The sequence below is a fragment of the Micromonospora sp. NPDC049301 genome (assembly GCF_040678715.1).
GTDB lineage: Bacteria > Actinomycetota > Actinomycetes > Mycobacteriales > Micromonosporaceae > Micromonospora.
Map to the genome: position 1 here is coordinate 220,586 of NZ_JBFAQO010000009.1, position 18,915 is coordinate 239,500.

Genomic DNA, 18,915 nt, shown 5'->3' on the forward strand with positions numbered 1-18,915 from the left:
GAACGGGCGCCGCCACCGACGTGGCGGCGCCCGTTCGTCGTGCGGGGCGGCGCTGTCCGGTCCCGGCGACCTTGCCGGTCGTGGCGGTCCTGCCGGTCGCGGCTGGTCTCAGAGCCGCCAGGGCAGCGGCTGGGGCGGCAGGTAGCGGCAGGTGCTGCCGGTCGAGACGGCCTCGCGCAGGTGGCCGGCGAGCGCCGGGTGCCGCCCGTCGAGCTTGCGCAGCGTGTCCCGGATCCGCGCGGTGACCGTCTTGCGGGCCCGCTCGGCCTCGTCGCCCAGCCGGCGGCTCCGGCCGGCGAGCCCGGCCGCGGCACGCAACTCGTCGAGCAGCGCACCGCGCTCGACGTCCAGCGCGGCCACCTTCCGATCGTCGCCGCGCGCGGCAGCCCGGTCGATCTCCTCGTCCAGGCGCGTCAGGTGCCGCCGGTAGCGAGCCCTGGCCTCGTCGTCGAGGACCGGGTCGCCACCCATCCGGCGGGCGGCGACCAGCTCCGGCCCGGCCGCCGGGTCGAGCAGCTCCACCGCCGGAATGTCACTGCCGGGCCGGCTGAGCAGCAGGTGCAGGTCGTGCAGCCCCTTGGCGTCGGGCAGGTGGACGACGGCACCGGCGTAGGCGAGTTGCCAGACTGGCCCGTCGCGACGGAACTCGTACTCCTCGACCGGCGCTCCGGCCGGCGCGACCTGGCCTGGCGCGGCGGTGTGGCCTGGCACGACGGCCTGGCTTGGCACGACGGCGGCCGTGGGTGCCGGGCTGGCCAGCCGGTTGAGCACCTGGGCCATGCCGAGGGTGGTGGCTTCCCGGGCGGTGGCGGCGCGCAGCGTGGCCGCCGTCGCGGCGTCGCCCGGCTGGCCACGGCCGGCCAGGGCGTTCGCCAGTCCGGCGCAGGCGATGAGTGACCAGGGTCGGGAGCCCATCCGCTGGGCGGCGTCGCGGGCCGCCTCGAAGCCCGCGATGGCGTCGTCCCAGCGCTCCTGCGCGGCGTCGACCACGGCCAGCCAGTGGTCGACGGGACCGCTGATGTCGCAGCCGAAAAGCCCGACCGTCCACTCTCCACGGTGGGGGGCCAGTGCGGCTCGTGCGTTGTCGCAGCGCTGCGGGTCGCGGGACGCCGCGGCGGCCTGCGCGCGTAGCCGCAGCCAGAGCGGCGACACCGGGCGCGGGTACCGGATGTCGGTGGCCTCGATGCCGGCGGTCAGCCGGACCGCCGTCTCGTCGTCGCCGCGTTCCGCCGCCGTGATCGCCCGCAGCAGCTCGCGGTAGGGGTAGTCCGCCGGGGCCAACCCGTTGAGCAGCGTGTCGATCTCGTCGAACCGGCCCTGGAGCAGCAGCCGGGACCAGAGCAGGTGATGGCCCATGAACGCGAACTCGGCGTGGCCCGGGTCGGCGATGTCGGTAAGGACGGTGAACCGCTCGTCGGCCTCGGCGAAGTCACCCCGGAACGCCGCGATGATCCCACTGTCGACGGCGGCCGCCATCCGGTGTCGGGCGAGGTCGTCCTGCCCGCCGCCGGTGACGAAGGAGGTGAACTCCTCGATGAAGCGGGGGTCGCCCAGCTCCAGCAGCGCCACCCAGCGCAGCGAGGTGGCCCACAGCTCGGTCTCCCGGTCGCCGGTGCGGCGGGCCACGTCCCGGATCTCGGAGGTGAGCGCCGCCCGGGCCGCCGCCGTCCCCAAACCCCAGGTGGTGTCATGGCGGGCCCAGAGGCTGAAGGTCAGCGTCTCGTCGTCGCGGCCCCGACGGGCGATCGTCTCGGTGGCGGTGATCAGGTCGGCGATCAACGTGGCGACCGACGCGGTGCCGTCCGGCTCACCGATCAGCCGTCGGTACGCCTCCCGTACCAGCTCAGCCGGCTCCACCGAGCGCCTGGTCTCGACCTGGCGGGAGCGGTGGACGGTGAGCGCGACGCGGGCCAGCAGCACCGGGTCGTCGAGCGTGCGGGCCAGCGTCGCGGCCTCGGCGAGGAGCTGCCCCGCCTCTTCCCGGCCGGCGTGGTGGTAGCGCACCTCACCGAACTCGACGAGGATCCGGACCCGCTGCGCCTGGTCCTCGACGACCTCCAGCGCCCGGTGAAAGTGCACGCCGGCCTCGTCGGTGGCGAGCCGGGCGTGTGCGTCCCGCCCGGCGGCGACCAGCAGTTCGGTGACCCGGGCCCGGTCGAGGGCGGGGCCGGCCAGGTAGGCGTGGCGGGCCAGGTCGGCCGGGATGAGCAGGCCGCTGAGCTCCGCCGGTGGGTCGACCGCCCGGACGACCGCGGCGTGCCGGGCATGCCGATCCTCGTCGGTGAGCCCGTCGTAGAGCGTCTCCCGGACCAGGTCATGGGCGAAGGCGAACCGGCCGCCTCCCCGGCTGACGACCAGTCGGGCGGTCACCGCCCGGTCGAGCAACCGGTCGACCTGCGCCGCCGGGGCCGCCGCGCTGGCCGCCAGGACCTGCCGGTGGAACTCCCGGCCCAGCACGGCGGCGACGGTGAGCGCCTCGACCACCGGTGCGGGCAACTGGGCCAACCGGCGGCGCACCGCCTCCCGTACGCCGGGTGCGATCGTGCCGCCCGTGCCGTCGGCGTGCCACAGCCGGGCGGTCTGCTCGATGAAGAACGGGTTGCCGCCGGTACGCCGATGCACCTCGTCGACCAGGCCGGAGTCGGGCTCCCGCCCGGCGGTACGCGCCATCAGCGCGGCCACCTCGTCCCGGGACAGGCCGGTGAGGGTGACCGTGGTCGCCTTGGTGACCAGCGGCATCAGCAGTGGGCGCAACGGGTGCTCGCCCGACTCGACCTCCGCGTCGCGGTAGGTGCCGATCAGCAGCAGCCGTTCGAACCAGGTGTGCTGGGCGGCGAAGCCCAGCAACCGCAGGGAGGCCGGGTCGGCCCAGTGCAGGTCGTCGAGGACGACCACGACGGGCCGGTGCTGGGAGACCGCGACCAGCGCGGCGGTCACCGCGTCGTACAGGGCGAACGCCTCGCGGTCGGCGACGTCCCCGCCTGTGTCGACGCCGGCCCAGCTGGCGGTGCGACCGGCCTGCTCGCCGCTGGTGTCGGTCTCGCCCAGCAGCGCCGCGAGAGCCGGCTCCGCGGTCGAACGCGCCACCGACCAGTCGTCGGTGGAGCGCTGCAGGCCGCGCAGCACCTGCACCCATGGCCAGTAGCCGGGGGCGCTGTCGGAATCCCAGCAGGCGGCGCCGAGCACCAGCGCTCCGCGCTGTCGGGCTTCCCGGGCCGCGGCGGTGACCAGCGTCGTCTTGCCGATGCCCGGCTCACCGGTGACCAGGACGAGGCCGCCGTGGCTGGTGGCGGCCCGGTCCAACTCGGCGCGCAGCAGGCCCGCGGGATGATCCCGCCCGATGATGGCGTCGCCGAGCCGCGCGTCCATGGTTTCCAGACGGTACTGGACCCATCTGACACCGGGGGGCTCCTTGGCGCTGCTCTCCGGGCCGGCAGCCCAAGCCTTGTGACGACGCGGGCGGCGCCGCCGAGAGTATGTCGCAGGCCCTTTGGAGCTGATGTCGTCAACGACTCACGCCAGGCACCTACCCCATCATTCCCTAACCTTCCCTATGCACGTAAGATAGGGAGCGATGAAGGATGACATGTACTCGGTTGAGCAGGTTGCCGAACGGCTCGGGCTGCACGTGCGCACCGTGCGCGGCTACATCCGCTCCGGCCGGCTGCGGGCGGTGCGGATCGGCAAGCAGTACCGGATCGCCGCCGGCGACCTCGACGCGCTCACCGGGCAGACCCGAGCCGCCACGACCACCACCGCGGCGGCGGAGGTGTCGAGCATCGTGCAGATCGACGGCGTCGACCGGGCCGCCGCCGACCGACTCGGGACGCTCGTGCTCGCCAGCGCCAACACCGGCCACGACCCGGCCAACCCGCTGCGGGTGCAGACCGTGCACGACGAGGACCGCCACCGCATGAAGATCATCATCCTCGGCGACCCCGCCGCCACCGCCGAGCTGCTGCACCTGCTCGACGCCGTACTCAACGCCGACAACGGCCTACTCGACCAGGAGGTCCACGATGCCTGACGAACTCCAGGAACGCGCCGGAGTGCAGGTGCTGGTGTGCGACCCGGCCGGCCCGCCGATCGCCACCGAACAGGACGCGCTGGACCTGATCGGCGCGGCCTTCCTCGGCGCCCAGGTGGTGGCCGTGCCGGCCAACCGGTTCGACGAGCGCTTCTTCTCGCTGGGCACCCGCTTCGCAGGCGAGGTGATGCAGAAGTTCGTCAACTACCGGCTACGACTGGCGGTGGTCGGCGACATCTCGGCTCACCTGGCGGAGAGTTCGGCGCTGCGCGCCCTAGTGCACGAGTCGAACCGTGCCGGGCACATCTGGTTCGTCCCCGACCTCGACGCCCTCGACGCCCGCCTCCGCGCTGTGTCGTAGCCGTCTCAGCGGTCGTGGACGACGGCCATCTCGATCGCGTCCGGCTCAACGCCTCGGACCTGCGCCTGATCGGCCGCCCAGCGCAGGTAGGCCAGCCACTCCTCGGACAGCCAGCCAGATAGGCGGCCGACGCCGGCCTCGCCGGGGAGACGGCTGGCCACGACGCGGTCGAGGATCAACGGCTGCACACCGCCAACCCCTCGCCGATAGCCGACGAAATAGAGGACCTTCGTGAACAGCCCCGGCCCCAACCACGGCAGACGAGCCGGATCGCGGAAGCGGCGGTAAGCCGTGCGGAGCGCGTCCTCGTCGGGCGCTGCCGCGGACACCTCCTCGAGTGCGTGGGCCAGACGCTTGCCGTCCGGGTCGCCGCCAAGCGACTTGGCGGCGCGCCACGGCCCGTACCCGATTGGGCCGTAGCCCCAGACCAGCACCGCGGTCAGCAGTTGCCGCGCGCTGGCGTCGCCGGCCCGGTACGCGTCGGCCACGGCGAAGACGTCGCGTCGCCAGACGTCACCGCTCGACGGAAAGGTGTCGGGCCAGACGTCCTGCGGCAATCCCGTCCGCCACCGGTCGACATTCACGGTGACCGGAGCCTGCTCCCCCGGTAACGACCTCTGCATGGTTACCTCCCTCAGGTCGCGGAGCAGCCCGCCCTACGCGGGGGTGTCCGCCGCCCGCACGCTATGGCCGGCCTCGACCGTCCGGCTGCCCGAGAACGCCATATCGCGGTATCGCGCCTCCACCGTGTTCGATCTCGCCCGACGGGGAGACGGCACACGAGCTGACCTGGGCTCATGACTAGCCGCACAGTGACCGGGTACGCGCGATGCATGGGTAGCCACAAGCAGAACAAACACGACAGCGGCGGCGAGTCGGCACGAGGTCGGCGGCATTCGGGCAGCGGCGCTCCGGGCCGCCAGGGCTCGCCCATGGAGCACTCGCCCGACCAACGGCACCGCCGTACCGCGACCGGCCCCGCCGGCACCGAGGGCGACCTGGGCCGGGCCAAGGTCTCGGGCGACGAGCGGATCCAACGCCAGGGCGGCTCCTGACCCGACCAGTCAACGGTGCAGCCGCCCCGCGAACGCGCGGGGCGGCCACACCGGATGAGTGACTGCTACGCCGTCGCGCAGATGGCGTACGCCGTGTCGGACCAGTTCCCGGCGAACGCGTCCTCCTCGTACGCACCCGAGGCGGCCGACGTCGGGGCGGTCGCGGGACCACCGTTGGGCCGGAAGTCGGCCACGATGCCCTCACCGGTGACACCGTTCAGCTCGTAGCCGGCACCGGTCAGCACCTTCCCGACCGGGCACGTCGCGACGACACTACGGAAGTCGAGGGAGTTGCTGGCACCCACCGTGGACGCCCGCACCAGGCCGGGCAGCGGGTTGGCGCAGATCGCGTACGCGGTCGCGGACCAGGTCAGGGCGGTGGCGTCCGACCCGTAGGCGCCGACATTCACCGAGGTCGGTGCTGCGGCGACCCCACCGTTGGGGCGGAAGTCGTCGACGACGCCCTCGCCGGTCACGCCGTTCAGCTCGTACCCCGTACCGGTCAGCACCTTCCCCACCGGGTAGGTCGCGGTGGCGCTGTGGAAGTCGGCGGAGTCACTGACGCTGGTCGCGGAGACCCGTACCAGTCCGGGCACCGGGTTGGCGCAGATCGCGTACGCCGTCACCGACCAGTTGCCGGCGAACGCTTCCGTCTCGTAGGCGCCCACGGTGACGGCCGTCGGCGCGGTTGCCGGACCGCCGTTGGGGCGCAGGTCATCCACGACACCCTCACCGGTGACGCCGTTCAGCTCGTAACCCGTACCGGTCAGGACCGTGCCCACCGGGCAGGTCGCCGTGGCGCTGTGGAAGTCGGCGGAGTTGCTGACGCTGGTCGCGGCGATCCGCACCAGGCCGGGGACCGCGGCGGACGCCGGGCTCGCCGGGTTATCACCGCTCCGGCCGCGAGCAGCCCGAGCACGAGTACGGACGCTCCGGCGCCGAACCACCGGGATTCCTCCTGAGCACGCATATGTTTCTCCCGTCTGAGGCCTGGGCAGCGGGTGCGCGGTTCGGGAACCGGTGTCGACGCCGAGGCCGATCGTGATGACGCGTTCACGGTAGGTAGCGGCCTGACCAGGCATTATCTCCAAACCGACTACGTCGTGTAACGGACCACGTGGATCCCGCCAAGGAAATCCCACACAGGTCGCGGCAATGTGTATAGAGTTTCCCTGTGGGGTCGAACGAAGAATCGGAAGCCGCGCGCACCCCCCTGAGCGCCCTCCCGGTGACCTTCAGCTACTCCGAGGCCCTCGACGCCGGCCTCTCTGAGTGGCAGCTGTACCGGTTGAGGGAACAAGGGCTCATCGAATCTGTCGGTCGTGGTCTCTACCGACGGCACGACGCCGCACTTGCCGACATCGACCTCATAGAACTCGCCCACCGCGCCCCTTCAGGCACGCTGTGCCTGACCACCGCGCTAGCTCGTCACGGCCTCACCGACGAAATCCCCTCCCGCATCGATGTCGCACTTCCCCGTGGGCGGCATCGGCCGGCTACAAGGGCCCCCGTCGCATGGCACTGGTTCGACCCGACCACCTTCGAGATCGGGCGTACGGAGCTGTCGCTTGATCCGGAGACTTCGATCGGGCTCTACGGCCCGGAGCGCAGCATCATTGACGCGATCCGGCTACGGCACCGTGAGGGACCAGACCTGGCGTACGCGGCGCTGCGGCGCTGGTTGAGACGACCCGATGCATCACCCTCAAAGCTGTTGACGATCGCTCGGGAGTTCCCCAAGGCAGAGCGACCGCTCCGAGAGGCACTGGAGATCCTGCTGTGACCGCACGTCCGAGCCGCGCCACGGTTGGCGGCCGCGCCTACCTCGACCTTCAGAACCTGGCCCGCCGCACCGGGCGACCCACCGACGAATTGCACCAGGTCTACGCACTCGAGGGCTTCCTTGCCCGCTTGAGCAAGTCCGCGTACGCGGACAAACTCGTACTCAAGGGCGGGGTGCTGTTGGCCGCCTACGCAGCCCGCCGGCCGACCCGCGATGTGGACCTGCAGGGCCGATGGATCTCCAATAGCACGGATCAGGTTCTCGAAATTGTTCGCGGGATCGCAGCGCTGCACCTCGACGACGGTCTGGTCTTCGACACGGCAAGCGCCTCAGCGGAGACGATCCGCGACGACGACGTCTACGCCGGGGTGCGCGTTAGCCTCACCGGCAACCTGTCTGCCGCACGACTGACGTTCCACGTCGACGTCAACGTCGGTGACCCGATCTGGCCCGATCCGCTGCCGATCAAGTTGCCACGTCTCCTCGACGGCGAGATCGTGGTGACCGGCTATCCACTACCGATGGTGTACGCGGAAAAGCTGGTGACGGCGTTGCAGCGCGGTGAGGCCAATACCCGTTGGCGCGATTTCGCCGACGTCTACCTCCTGTCACGCAGACACGACGTCGACGGCGACGATCTGGTGGCGGCTCTGCAGCGGGTCGCGGAATATCGCGAGGTGACGCTCATGCCGCTGAGCCAGGCGCTTGATAGTTACGGGATCTTGGCGCAGTCGCGCTGGGCCGCCTGGCGGCGTAAGCACCGCCTGGACGATCGTCTTCCCCAGGACTTCGCCGAGGTCCTACAGCAGGTGTTTGCGCTTGCCGACCCTGCCGTGACCGGGCTTTCCCGAGGCCGGGCCTGGATCGCGACGACCTCGCATTGGACGGCTAAGTAAAGGGCCCAGGTCTAGCGGTAGGGCTCGGCTTTGACGGCTGGCCTTGTCCTGATGAGCGGTATACCTGGGAGCCATAACGATGGCTCCCAGGTATACCGCTCGTTGAGGGATGCGCCGCTGGGCCGGGATGTCTCGCCGGGTGGCGATAGCCCATGTCGACGTTGGCCGGCATGGACGCAGAGCTTTCGCCACCGGCATGGGACTTCCCACACGCCGCGCGAGCGCTGCAGATCCGACACCGTCGCCGGCGGCTGGACCAGCCGAAATGCACCACCACCGAAATCGTCTACGCCATCACCGGCCTACGCGTGCACGGAGCCAAACCCGCCCACGTGGCCGATTGGACCCGCGGGCACTGGTCGGCCGGAAACGAGATCCACCGGGTCCGCGACGTAACCTACGACGAATACGGCTCCCAGACCGACGTCACCAACATCGCCGCCGCCAACCGCCACCACGCCCGCGACAGCCGCCGACTGTTGGCCACATCGAGTATGCGGCTCGGCGACGGCGGCTAGATTGCGGGCAGCCCTTGCTGCGGTACGCAGGTCACTAGGCTTCTGAGATGAGCGAACTCGTGCGGCGCGAGGTTCGCGACGGCCGCGAACTCCTCCACGCTGCCGAACCCGCGGCGCACCTGCCGTTCAGCCACCACCCGCTGCGCACGCTCCGGGTCAAAGTGGGCAAGAGCAGCAAGCTGTTCGAACGTCGCCACGTTGACATCCACGGCCCCCGGGGGCGCGGCCATTGGCGCCGACGGCGGTTGCGGCGCTGGTAGCGGCGACGGTTGAGAGGGCACGGGCGCCGCTGTGGTCCCGTTCCCCGAGTAGGCGCCGGGCTGCGGCGTCATCTCGGCGACGGTGGGCGGTACGGAGGTGGGCAGGGACGGTGGCACTGCCTGCGCTGGTGGGTGCTGGCTGCCAGGCCAGGTGGGCGGCGGCGCCTGGGGCCGGGCATGCCAGGGAACATGGCCGGCCCGCCAGCGCAGCCAGGACGGGTTGATGACGAAACCGTGCACGATGCTCGCCACCCACAGCGCCATGAGCACGACGACTGCCACCGTGCTCAGGGTGCTTGTCTTGTCCGCCTCACCGACAGTGGCGAAGGACGTCCAGCCGATCACCAGGTAGACGATGCCCGCAATCCACCAGGCCGGACGCCGAGCGCGCAGGCCGACGTAGAGGAACCCGGCGCCGGCCAGGAAGCCGCAGCCGGCAACGGGCAGCAGCAGCCAGAGGCTGTGCCGGATCCGCCAGCCGAGGCTCGCCGCCGGACTCGGGGGCGCTGGCGGAGGCTGCCAACCCCCGTTAGACACGCTCGACATACCGCTCCTCCTGCAGGCACTGCACGTTCACGTTGGTCCTCGTGTCTCGACCGTCCAAGCGATCCCTGAACCGCCGTCACGGCGGCTTCGGCCAGCGGCAGGAGGATCAGCAGAACGCTGAACGTGCCCTCTTGATCATGCCGCCGTCCCAGGGCTTGATGATCTTCCACCAGGGCAGGCGGCGGCGCATCGTCGGGGCGGATAGCGCCAGGTGAACCGAACGGTGGCTCGCGACAGCCAGCCGGCCCGATCTCGACGTTGCCGGTGCTCCAATCGCAAGATTGGATCTTGCGAGCGGCCACCGTCTCTGTAGCCTCGCCCACCGCAACGTCAACTAAAGGGAACATCCCGAGCGCTTCCGGCAGATCGGGACGCAGCTGAAAACCCTTGCCTACGACCGTACTGATCGCGCTCGTCCATCGGCCCGGTCGGTCGCGCCCGACGCCGAAAGGTTGAGCGGGTAAACATGCACTCGACCGAGCGACAGAACGGTTCACCGACCGTACGGTCAAGGGATCTTGAGCGGACTCGCTGAGCGACCTTAGCCTCCGTGGCTCCGCGCGAGAAGGGCCGATTTGTCGTAGCGAGACGCTACGGTCTGCGCCATGTCAGCGGGAGGTCCAAAATGTATGCGGTCTCGGAAGAGCTGAGTCGTGAGCAGAAGTACTTCGACGCGGCTTGGGACCACCGGGAGCGCATGCGCACGACTCTGGGTCTCGCCGCAGGCGCTGCCGCCAACAGCGGCGCCGCCGCGAGGATCAGGCAGGACACCCAAGCGCGGCTGGACCGCATAGGCGGATCGGACGAACCCGTCGCCTTCGGCCGGATGGATTACGAGGACGGCGAGGTCTTTTACATCGGCCATCACGCGATCTTTGATGACCACGCTGAGCTGCTCGTCATGAACTGGCAGGCACCTGCCGCCGCCCGCTACTACGAGGCAAGTCACGCCGAGCCGTTTGGCCTCCGGCTCAAGCGCAATTTCGAGTGCTCCAGCAACACGATCACGTCGTTCAGCGACACGGTGTTCGCCCAATTGGCCGCTGACGTCGCCGAGCTGGAGGCGCACGAGGACGTCGACGACGCGCTACTCGCAGACCTCAACAGCAACCGCACCGGCACGATGCAGGACATCGTCCGGACGATCCAGGCGACGCAGTTCAATCTCATCCGCGCCCCGATCGACCAGCTGTTGGTCATCCAGGGCGGGCCGGGCACCGGGAAGACGGCAGTTGCGCTGCACAGAGTGTCGTGGCTGCTGTTCAACAGTCAGGGCCGACTTTCGGCCCAGGATGTGCTCATCATCGGCCCGAGCCCCACCTTCACGCGCTACACCCGTACGGTGCTGCCCAGCCTGGGTGATACGAGCATCGAGCAACGCGACATCAACCAGCTGCATCCACCGGTGAAACGTCATCGCCAAGAGGATCCTGAAGTCGTGAAGTTGAAGGGCGACGGCAGGATGGCGGGGCTCGTGCGGCGGGCGCTCTACGCCCGGGTCGGGCCGCCCGAGGGGCAGCATTGGGTTGAGGCGCAGATCGAGGGCCGTCCCGTGCCGATGGCCGCCGAGGAGCTCAAGCCGCTGATCACGCGGTGCCGCACCAGCGCTGGCACGTACTCCGAACGCCGGCACTTGTTCCGGGATCTGCTGACCGATCTCCTCGCCCCCCGGGTACACGTGAATCCGCAGCGACTGCGGACTGCACTCGATCCCGTCATGGACAGGCTCTGGCCATCGTTCACCGCCGCATCATTCCTGCGTGAGCTCTACGGCTCGCGGGACCGGCTGATGGGAGCGGCCGGCGACGAATTCACGGCCCGGGAAGTTTCACTGCTGCACCGACGGCCCGCCGATCGGCTCTCCGAAGAGACGTGGAGCGATGCCGACCTTTCGGTGCTCGACGAGGCCGAGCACCTCATCAACAGCGTGCAGACCCGTTTTACGCACATCGTCGTTGACGAGGCGCAGGACCTCTCCCCCATGCAACTGCGAACCATCGCCCGCCGGTCTGCCAACGGATCCATGACCATCGTCGGGGACATCGCTCAGTCGACCGGCCACTGGGCGCGTGACGACTGGGACGAGGTTCTCGATCACCTGCCGGCTGACCTTCCCCAAGTGCGGGAAGAGCTGCGTTACGGCTACCGGGTACCTCGACAGGTCTTCGAGCTTGCGGCCCAGCTCCTGCCTTTCGCCGCTCCCACGGTGCCGGCACCGCAGATCGTGCGGGACGGTCCGGCCGAGCCTCTCATCCACCCGATCGACGAGGACGAGCGTGCGGCTGAGGCCGTCCGCGTCGCGATGGGGCACGCCGCCCACGGCCGCTCCGTGGCCATCATCTGCCCCACTTCCTGCCGCCCGGACACGGAACGAGAGCTGAAAGCCAAAGACGTGGCTTGGCGTGCCGCGTCCGCCGGTGAACTCGGCCCAGGAATCAACCTGGTCGGCCCTCAGGAAGCCAAGGGCCTCGAGTTCGACGCGGTCGTCGTCATGGAGCCGGAAGACATCGTCGCCGAGGACGACCGGGGCCACCGCTTGCTGTATGTCGCACTGACGAGAACCACGAGGTATCTCGACATCGTTTGCGTCGGGGACCCGCTCGCCATGGGCGACGACGACCGCGGGTCGGACGACACCGATGAGCCCTCTGCGGCCACCGGCGACGCCGCCACCCACGCAGAGGAAGATTCGGATTTCAGACCGGACCCGTGGGGACCAGTCCTCCGTGAGGTGCTCGGTCCGAACTTCGCTGCAGCCAATGGGTCAGATGCGGCCGACGGCAAGGACGGCCTGCGTGTCCGTCCTGCCACGGTGGTGGAGCCTTCCGACGCCCCGCCACAACGAGGACACGTCTCCCAGCGGTTCGTCGACCTGGCGGCGGATGAGGTGGTCGCGCTACTCCGCGGAACTGTCGCACCGAATCTGTGGGAGTCCGTACTAGCCAGAGCCGGCGAGATCCTCGACGCAGACGGCTGAACCACGATTCGTCGGCAACGGGTCGCCTCGCCGCCGATCTTTGACAAATGCTGCTACTCGCCAACCCACTGCTCCCACAGTCCGCGTGATCGGTGGTCGAGAGACCCGACAGCAAACGGTTCGAACCTCACGACCGGTCTGTGTGTGGGGATGGTCGCAGATCGAGAATGTCGGGCACCCCCTCTGCGCCGGTCTCTTGCCGTCGCAGCAGGGTCAGCAGATCCTCCTGGCGTGGCTGGCCGAACGCCAACCGGTACACCACCAGGTCTGCCTTGAGCCGGTCGAGCCTCGCCTGGTCGCGGCTGAGCGGGTATGGCAGGACGTGTCGCTCGATCTTCGCCGGCCCGGGGAACACCCAGTACGGCGCAAAGTCGCCCAACTCCCCGGAGTTCGCGCGGGCGGCGTCGTAGGCGGCTTTCCACACGTCCGGCTCGGTGGAGCGCAGGGCGTCGGCGCGGTGTGCGGCGGCGACGTTGCGGCGGACGGCGTGCCCGCCGAAGCGGTGCACCCGCCCCTCGCGCTGCTCGAAGTCCACCGGGTTGGCGGGGGTGTTCCAGTGCACGACGGCCGAGCACCACTGGTGGAAGTCGATGCCCTCCTGGCCGGCACTGGTCGTTGCGACGACGAACGGCCAGAACGGGCTGTTGAAGGCACGACGCACGGCCACCTTGCGGTCGACCTGGGATTGTTCCTCGCCGCGACCGCCGTAGCGCAGCGCGAACCGCCCCGGCAGCTTGATCGGCTGGATGGGGTGGTGCGGGTCGAAAGCGACGTACGTCGACGGGCGGCTGGCGATCGCCTCCCGCGCCTCCTCGGCGAGCGCGTACAGCCCGTCGTCGTCCAACCCTGTGTCTGAGGCGGAGCTGCGCAGCGTGTGCAGGTGTTCATCGAGGACGGCCTGCAGACCCCCGGCCGCGCAGTAACGCAGCACCGCCTGCCAGTAGACCTCGCCCATCGCCAGGCTGTCGATCAACTGCGCGGATTCGGGCCGGTTGAACAGGGATCGCAGCCCGTTGGAGAGCAGCGCGGCCGCTTGCCAGTGTCCCTCCGGTGTGACGGTGCTGCCAGGTATCAGCCGGGACAGCGCCCGCCAGGCGATGTTGCCGGGGCCGTGCAGACCGATCGCCGCGACACTGTCGATCAGCCCGTTCAGGTTGCCCGCTGTCGGGTAGGCGGCCTGGCTCGCCAGCTCGCGGGCCCGTGCCACGTGCCGGTCCAGACCGGTGGCCGCCCCATCGTCATCGCCGGACGTACCCAGCGTCGCGGCGGCGTCCTCGATGCTGGGATCGGCGCCGGGCCAACGGAAGACCAGCTCCCACGGCTCTGCGGTGCCCGATCCGGGGTCCGCCCGATCAGCGGAGGCGTGATCCAGCATCCGTTCCCGGACTTCCCGCTCGAGGACCGTGAGTGGTGCGGTCTCGTCCGGTCGTTGCCGGGCCAGGGCTAGGGGGTCGCACAGCGCTGCCAGGGTGGGATGCGGCCAGAAGAGCGCGAGTGTACTCATCGCCGCCGGACGGCCTTGCTCGACGCGATAGTCGAGGTGTCGGTGTGCCTCGCCCGCCCGGCCCAGCCGGCGTTCGGCTTCGTAGCTGAGCAGGCCTGCCACGGCCGTGGGCGTGGCGTTCCAGGAGGAGAACAGCAGCCGCTTGGTGATGCCCTCGCGCGCCGCGCTCGCGAACGGCTCGCCGAGCGCGTGGTACGGCATTGAAGGCGGCATCCACAGCAGCTGCCACCAGCCCCGGTCAACAGTGTCCGCAGCAAGCTGCCGCAGCCGGCCGTTGCCAAAATCGATCGGCTCTCGTCGGCTGATCACGTCGCCGTCAAGCAGCTGCGCGGAGGCCAACAGCGCACGCACCTCGGGGTGTGGCTCGCCGCCGAGCGCCGCCCGGACCTTGTCACCGAGCTGATAGCCGTCGAGGAAATTCAGAAAGTACGGAGCGGACTTCCAGTACTCGACGGCCATCGGGGCGCCGACGGCCATTGCGATCTTGCGCATCGCCACGTAGCTGCGCACATCGGGGACCTCGAGGTTGTCGGCGGAGCTGATGTGCTCGCGCAGCATCCCGTCCTGGCCAAGCACCGGCCGTTCGGTGCGGCACATGACGCGCAGCAGCAGATCGCGCAGCCAGTCGCGCAGATCTCCGCAGGGCTCGCCGCGAACCAGCGCATCCCGGTACGCCTCGAACGCCTTCGTCACGTCGGCGTGCCAGGACTCGTCGTCGCTGAGGAAGCGCAGCACCTGCCGGAAGTCGGCGTAGTGGTCCTCGCCGGCGGCAGCCTCCTCGGCGAAGGTGAACGGCTTGTACGGGGTGGCCGACAGCAGCAGCACCCGGGCGGCCCGGTAGTCGAACAGGTGCCGGGCGAGCTCGGCGCCTTCGCCGCCGTTCGGGTCGAGAAGCTCCCGGAACCGCTGGAACTCGTCGAGGATGATCAGGTCGGGTTCGAGGACCTCGACGCCGGCGGTGGCCAGCGCCGTACGAAGATCGCCGGTGAGCTTGCGGGCGTCTTCGCGCAGCGCGTTGGGCAGGCTGGAGCGCCGACCGATGCCGTCGAGCAGCGCGTCGAACTCGTCGAGCAGGCCCCGCTCCCCCGCCTGGCGCAGGAACTCGCCGGTGATCGTGGGGTCGAGTTTCCCGTCGAGTTGCGTCCACAGGCGGTTGCACTGCTCCTCGAACCGTTCAGGGGTTGCGACGCCCGCCTGCAACGCCCGTAGCGCGGCCCGGGTTCGCCAGCCGTTCCACGAGTTGGCCTGTTCGAGGATCAGGAACAGCAGCGCCCGTTCCTCCGCCGTACCGGTGCGCCAGCCCTGGTCGAAGGAGGTGCCGGGGGTGAACGCGACCAGGTTGATCGGCTTGCCGGAGGTGGCGGTCGTGGCGTTGAGCTGGTCCGCGTGTTTGGCGAGCAGGGTGAGCCGGCTGGACAGGGTGACTGTTTCGTCGGGGGTGACCCGTAGCCGGGCAATGTTCTGCCGCGCGACGTCCTGGTTTGAGCAGACGTAGATGACGTCGACCCGCTCCACGCTGTCGTCGTCCTGCAGCCGCTGCAGGGTTTGCGCGATGACGCCTCGGGCGACGACGCTCTTGCCGAGGCCGGTCTCGTCGGCGACGAGGAAGCGACGGGTCGCGTCGGTGCCGAAGTATCGGTCGATGACGTGCGCGACGGTGGCGCGTTGGAAGTCCTTCAGGCCGGCCATGACTGGGCCGGCGTCGTACCGCTTCACGAGCGCACCGCCTCTGTCATCGTGTCACGTGCCTGCGTGATGACCCGCCACAGCTTGGTGAACCCGGACGGCAGCAGGTGCTTGCTGTCGCCGCTGGCTTCGATGCGAGTGACCAGCCGGGCCAGGTCGTCGAGCTGTTGCGGTCGGTCGGCGAGAGCGTTGAGTAGCAGTTCGAGGATTCCGGTCCCGCTGGTGCGCCAGGTGCCGTTATCGCCGGCGCCGCCGCTGAAGGCGACTGCAGCTTCGGTCCCGAGGCCGAGCATGAGTAGCAGGAACTGCAGGAACTTCTCCGGCGTGTCGATCTGTTGGGCGATGACGTGGTCGAGCCGGTGCGCGGGGTCGCCGATCAGGGTGGCCAGGACGACGGTTTGTTCCCGACCGGTGCTGTCCTCCGCGATGACAACGACGAACGGGGTTATGTCGACCAGCGCAATCCCGCTGAACGTCGCGTCCGCCGGTTGTCCCGGAGGAAGCAGCGCCGCCTCGCCGCGGCGCGTATGCAGCTGCGCGGTGATGCGGACGCCCGGCACGTCGGGCAGGGAGTCTTCGGAGGTCAGCCGGATGCCGTAGCCGTCTCCTGCGGACGTGACGGTGGCCGACAGCGGAATGGCGGCGATGTCGCGGACCAGATCACGCAGTATGCCCGTTTCCGGCTCCGGTTCAGTGGCGTCATGGCGTTCGTAAGGTTCGAGGATCTCCCGGAATCCCGCATCGGGACCCAGGAGCGCGTCGATGCCCCACTGGGTGCGGCTACCGGCCAGCTCCACCAGCAGCTCGACGTTGCCGCTGAACGCCGCATCGGTGGCGTTTGCCGATCCGAGCAGGACCCGTGCCTGGCGGCTCTTCTCCACCACGTACACCTTCGCGTGCAGCCCGCTGAGCACCTCTAGGGCGGACGGCGCCCCCTCGACGGGTAGGCCGGCCAGGGCGCTGACTACTAGCGCCTCGGATCCGGCCAGGCTCTCCTGCGGCAGGCAGTCGAGCGTCTCCTGCCGGCTCACCAGCGCCAGCTGGCCACTCGGTGCGCACCGATCCAGGCCACCGGGGGTACAGAACGGCGAAACGACCAGGTGACGCGTGCCGTCGAAGTCGGGTGGACGGGCGCCGGGCACGCCCAACGCATGAAAGTACATCTCGCGCACGCCCTCGGGGTACTCCCACTCGGCCCGACGCAGGTCCTCACCCAGCGCCTCGATCGCTGCACGCCGGTCCGGCGGCAGTGGCGCGACCGCCAGCCGCAGTCCATGCCGCAAGAGGTCGAATAGGGGCCGGTTAGCCGCCACCGGCCGAGTGCCGGTGACACCTTCGAGGCGCAGACACACGTCCCAGCTGCGATCCTTGGTCAGATTGCGGCTGAGCACCAGCAGCCGCAGCGACACCTCCCCGGTCAATTCGTCGTGAAAGCGCAGCGCCCACATCTTGGGGTGGAACAGGTGACCCGGCTTGGGCCGGCGCACCTGGTGCACCATCGGCTCGACGAACGCCAACAGCGCAGATTGTGTCGGTGGCACCGCGATCTGCCCCGCCTGGCAAAACACGTCGATGCGGTCGGCGCAGTGCCGTACCCCCTCCATCACCGCGATCGGGTCCGTCGACTCGCGTAGGCCATGCGCGGCGAACGCCAGCGGGGCGACCAGCAGGCTCTCTAGATCCAGGGTGAACGTCAACGCCACGGCTCGGGACAGCCGCGCGCCGGATGGCGGGCGCAGGGCGTCGAGTAGCAGCGAGCGGGAGTCAGGCGCGAGCACCGGCGGCCTCCGGCAGGTTGGCGGCGCAGCCGTCGTGGATGTCGGTGAGGATCCGGCGTACCTGCGGCCAGCGGAATACCAGCTGCCTGCTGCCCGACGCGCCGCTCCACGTGCGCAGCAGCTTGTCATTGACCAGCCGTGACTGGCCTCGCTTCACCGACCGTTCCCGCTCGGCCACGAGGTTGCGCAGGGTCGGGTCCGTGGCGGCTTCGCCAGCGGCTCCGCTGGTGACCGCGTCGAGCCACCGCTCGATGAACCGGCGTGCGGCTTCGTTCGCCGCGATCCGCGAATTCCTCTGGATAAGCCGATCCCACATGTCCGACCTGTCCCAGCTCTTAAGGCTGTGCTCCGCCGACACCCGATCGTTCCACTTCAGCAGCGCGTTGCGGTACCAGGCCACCGGCTCCTCGCGCTCCGTGAGGCCCGCCTGCTCGTACCGATCGGCGATGAGCAGGTTGTACAAGAGCGCCGCGCCGTGAATCGCCAGCGAGAATCGCTCCGCGTCCCGCACCAGCGAGCCAATCGGCTCCGGCGCGGCCAGCGTGGCCGGCTCATCCCACGGCGCCTTACTATCCCAACCCGGGCGGTTTTCAGCCTCGAGAAGGTACGCCAACAGGGTGTTCGGTGCCGCGGCGAGAATCCGCTCGCGCAGCCAGCGGGCCTCGTCCGGGCGCAGCCTCAGCCCACCCTCGACCTCATTAGGGAAGCCCGCCGGCGCCCCTGGCAGCGTCGGGTGCCAGGTTCCGCTCGACCGTACGGTCAGCTCATCGGCCTCAGCCAGGCCGGCTACCAGCCGCCGGTCCGGTGCGGCGTCGTCGTCACCGGTGCGGATGCCGTACCGCAGCAGCGCCGCCGCGTAGATGCTCGACGGCAGTGTTCGCACGCCGACACCGGCCCGCCGGCCGATCACGCCTTCGGTCTCGGCGCCGCGTAACAGGGCCTCGATAACCTTCCGTTCGTTGCGGTCGACCTGCGCGGCGAGGCGGTCGCCGCGCAGCCCGCGCCGCTGTGCCTCCTGGTAGCACCACGGCACGATCAGCAGGTACCGCGCCCGGTTTTGAATGACAGAGGTACCGGGAAAGAGCAGGTCGCTGAACGCGTCACGGACCTGGCCGATGCCCAACTCGTCCCGGCTCTCCGTGTCGCTGAAGAGCTTGAGCAGCTCGCGCATGCGCTGCTGGTCGTCGCGGGAGCTGTCCAACCAGCTCAGTCCCGAAGTCATAGATGCCTCTCGCTCACGCTTCTGCCAGATCGATGAGGCCGCTGGGTGGGCAGGTGGGCAGAGCGATCCAGCCCTCGGTACGAGCGGCCGCCCGCTGTTCGTCGTTCGGCCGGCTGGCCTTCCCGATCGCCGCGGCGCGCGCACTCAACGCCGCGATCACCGAGTCGAACGCGTCATGGCTGCGCCGGCACAGCCCCTCGAACGCTCCTAGTGCCTCGTCTTTGAACGTTGATCGTGTAATCCGTCGGTTCTGAGGACTCGTCCGGCAGGCTGTCTCTCATCGTTCACGGTGGGAGGTGGTG

At 69.7% G+C, this 18,915-nt stretch carries 15 protein-coding genes; 7 read left to right on the forward strand and 8 right to left on the reverse strand.

What is annotated here, in order from left to right; all coding sequences use genetic code 11:
* Positions 1 to 108: 108 nt before the first annotated feature.
* Positions 109 to 3,369, reverse strand: coding sequence for an AAA family ATPase (locus tag AB0K07_RS25715; protein ID WP_363758390.1), 3,261 nt, complete (start codon positions 3,367 to 3,369; stop codon positions 109 to 111).
* A 205-nt stretch (positions 3,370 to 3,574) separates the two neighbouring features.
* On the opposite strand from AB0K07_RS25715, the gene AB0K07_RS25720 reads away from it, so the two are divergent.
* Together AB0K07_RS25720 and AB0K07_RS25725 are read left to right on the forward strand one after the other, a co-directional pair.
* A complete protein-coding gene (locus AB0K07_RS25720) occupies positions 3,575 to 4,027 on the forward strand; it encodes a helix-turn-helix domain-containing protein (RefSeq protein ID WP_363758392.1) in 453 nt (150 codons plus the stop codon).
* Positions 4,020 to 4,388, forward strand: a complete 369-nt coding sequence (locus tag AB0K07_RS25725) for a DUF4180 domain-containing protein (protein ID WP_363758394.1) — start codon at positions 4,020 to 4,022, stop codon at positions 4,386 to 4,388. The genes AB0K07_RS25720 and AB0K07_RS25725 overlap by 8 nt, the downstream gene beginning before the upstream one ends.
* A 5-nt stretch (positions 4,389 to 4,393) precedes the next feature.
* Here AB0K07_RS25725 and AB0K07_RS25730 read toward each other — a convergent pair whose 3' ends face one another.
* A complete protein-coding gene (locus tag AB0K07_RS25730) occupies positions 4,394 to 5,011 on the reverse strand; it encodes a hypothetical protein (protein WP_363758396.1) in 618 nt (205 codons plus the stop codon).
* 210 nt (positions 5,012 to 5,221) lie between these two features.
* Between AB0K07_RS25730 and AB0K07_RS25735 the strand changes: the two genes are divergently transcribed.
* Positions 5,222 to 5,443: a hypothetical protein gene (locus tag AB0K07_RS25735; RefSeq protein WP_363758398.1), complete on the forward strand. Its 222-nt coding sequence runs from the start codon at positions 5,222 to 5,224 to the stop codon at positions 5,441 to 5,443.
* 65 nt (positions 5,444 to 5,508) lie between these two features.
* Here AB0K07_RS25735 and AB0K07_RS25740 read toward each other — a convergent pair whose 3' ends face one another.
* A complete protein-coding gene (locus tag AB0K07_RS25740) occupies positions 5,509 to 6,291 on the reverse strand; it encodes a hypothetical protein (RefSeq protein ID WP_363758400.1) in 783 nt (260 codons plus the stop codon).
* 326 nt (positions 6,292 to 6,617) lie between these two features.
* On the opposite strand from AB0K07_RS25740, the gene AB0K07_RS25745 reads away from it, so the two are divergent.
* The 3 genes from AB0K07_RS25745 (at position 6,618) to AB0K07_RS25755 (ending at position 8,640) form a co-directional block, all read left to right on the forward strand.
* Positions 6,618 to 7,226, forward strand: coding sequence for a type IV toxin-antitoxin system AbiEi family antitoxin domain-containing protein (locus AB0K07_RS25745; RefSeq protein WP_363758402.1), 609 nt, complete (start codon positions 6,618 to 6,620; stop codon positions 7,224 to 7,226).
* Positions 7,223 to 8,122, forward strand: a complete 900-nt coding sequence (locus tag AB0K07_RS25750; protein WP_363758404.1) for a nucleotidyl transferase AbiEii/AbiGii toxin family protein — start codon at positions 7,223 to 7,225, stop codon at positions 8,120 to 8,122. The genes AB0K07_RS25745 and AB0K07_RS25750 overlap by 4 nt, the downstream gene beginning before the upstream one ends.
* A gap of 170 nt (positions 8,123 to 8,292) precedes the next feature.
* Positions 8,293 to 8,640, forward strand: coding sequence for a hypothetical protein (locus tag AB0K07_RS25755; RefSeq protein WP_363758406.1), 348 nt, complete (start codon positions 8,293 to 8,295; stop codon positions 8,638 to 8,640).
* On the opposite strand, the gene AB0K07_RS25760 is transcribed toward AB0K07_RS25755, so the two are convergent.
* Positions 8,637 to 9,446: a helix-hairpin-helix domain-containing protein gene (locus AB0K07_RS25760; protein ID WP_363758408.1), complete on the reverse strand. Its 810-nt coding sequence runs from the start codon at positions 9,444 to 9,446 to the stop codon at positions 8,637 to 8,639. The genes AB0K07_RS25755 and AB0K07_RS25760 overlap by 4 nt on opposite strands.
* Positions 9,447 to 10,071: 625 nt before the next feature.
* On the opposite strand from AB0K07_RS25760, the gene AB0K07_RS25765 reads away from it, so the two are divergent.
* Positions 10,072 to 12,423, forward strand: a complete 2,352-nt coding sequence (locus AB0K07_RS25765) for a UvrD-helicase domain-containing protein (protein ID WP_363758410.1) — start codon at positions 10,072 to 10,074, stop codon at positions 12,421 to 12,423.
* A 127-nt stretch (positions 12,424 to 12,550) separates the two neighbouring features.
* Here the strand turns inward: AB0K07_RS25765 and AB0K07_RS25770 are convergent, their stop codons facing one another.
* From AB0K07_RS25770 to AB0K07_RS25785, 4 genes are read right to left on the reverse strand one after another with little or no spacing between them, the layout of a single operon-like run.
* Entirely contained in the window at positions 12,551 to 15,643 is a 3,093-nt protein-coding gene (locus AB0K07_RS25770; protein WP_363758411.1) for a helicase-related protein, read from the reverse strand.
* Positions 15,640 to 17,391 carry a phospholipase D family protein gene (locus AB0K07_RS25775; RefSeq protein ID WP_363758413.1) on the reverse strand — a complete coding sequence of 584 codons (1,752 nt, stop codon included), beginning with the start codon at positions 17,389 to 17,391 and terminating at the stop codon, positions 15,640 to 15,642. The genes AB0K07_RS25770 and AB0K07_RS25775 overlap by 4 nt, the downstream gene beginning before the upstream one ends.
* A complete protein-coding gene (locus AB0K07_RS25780; protein ID WP_363758429.1) occupies positions 17,378 to 18,613 on the reverse strand; it encodes a DUF6361 family protein in 1,236 nt (411 codons plus the stop codon). Before AB0K07_RS25780 ends, AB0K07_RS25775 begins: the two co-directional genes overlap by 14 nt.
* A 13-nt stretch (positions 18,614 to 18,626) precedes the next feature.
* Positions 18,627 to 18,854: a DUF429 domain-containing protein gene (locus AB0K07_RS25785; RefSeq protein ID WP_363758431.1), complete on the reverse strand. Its 228-nt coding sequence runs from the start codon at positions 18,852 to 18,854 to the stop codon at positions 18,627 to 18,629.
* Positions 18,855 to 18,915: the final 61 nt, after the last annotated feature.

Bases quoted from the DNA above. Each gene is read 5' to 3' on its own strand.
- AB0K07_RS25730 (WP_363758396.1), bottom strand. From the start codon at position 5,011: ATGCAGAGGTCGTTACCGGGGGAGCAGGCTCCGGTCACCGTGAATGTC.
- AB0K07_RS25735 (WP_363758398.1), top strand. From the start codon at position 5,222: ATGGGTAGCCACAAGCAGAACAAACACGACAGCGGCGGCGAGTCGGCA.
- AB0K07_RS25725 (WP_363758394.1), top strand. From the start codon at position 4,020: ATGCCTGACGAACTCCAGGAACGCGCCGGAGTGCAGGTGCTGGTGTGC.
- AB0K07_RS25780 (WP_363758429.1), bottom strand. From the start codon at position 18,613: ATGACTTCGGGACTGAGCTGGTTGGACAGCTCCCGCGACGACCAGCAG.
- AB0K07_RS25760 (WP_363758408.1), bottom strand. From the start codon at position 9,446: ATGTCGAGCGTGTCTAACGGGGGTTGGCAGCCTCCGCCAGCGCCCCCG.
- AB0K07_RS25765 (WP_363758410.1), top strand. From the start codon at position 10,072: ATGTATGCGGTCTCGGAAGAGCTGAGTCGTGAGCAGAAGTACTTCGAC.
- AB0K07_RS25715 (WP_363758390.1), bottom strand. From the start codon at position 3,369: ATGGACGCGCGGCTCGGCGACGCCATCATCGGGCGGGATCATCCCGCG.
- AB0K07_RS25720 (WP_363758392.1), top strand. From the start codon at position 3,575: ATGAAGGATGACATGTACTCGGTTGAGCAGGTTGCCGAACGGCTCGGG.
- AB0K07_RS25755 (WP_363758406.1), top strand. From the start codon at position 8,293: ATGGACGCAGAGCTTTCGCCACCGGCATGGGACTTCCCACACGCCGCG.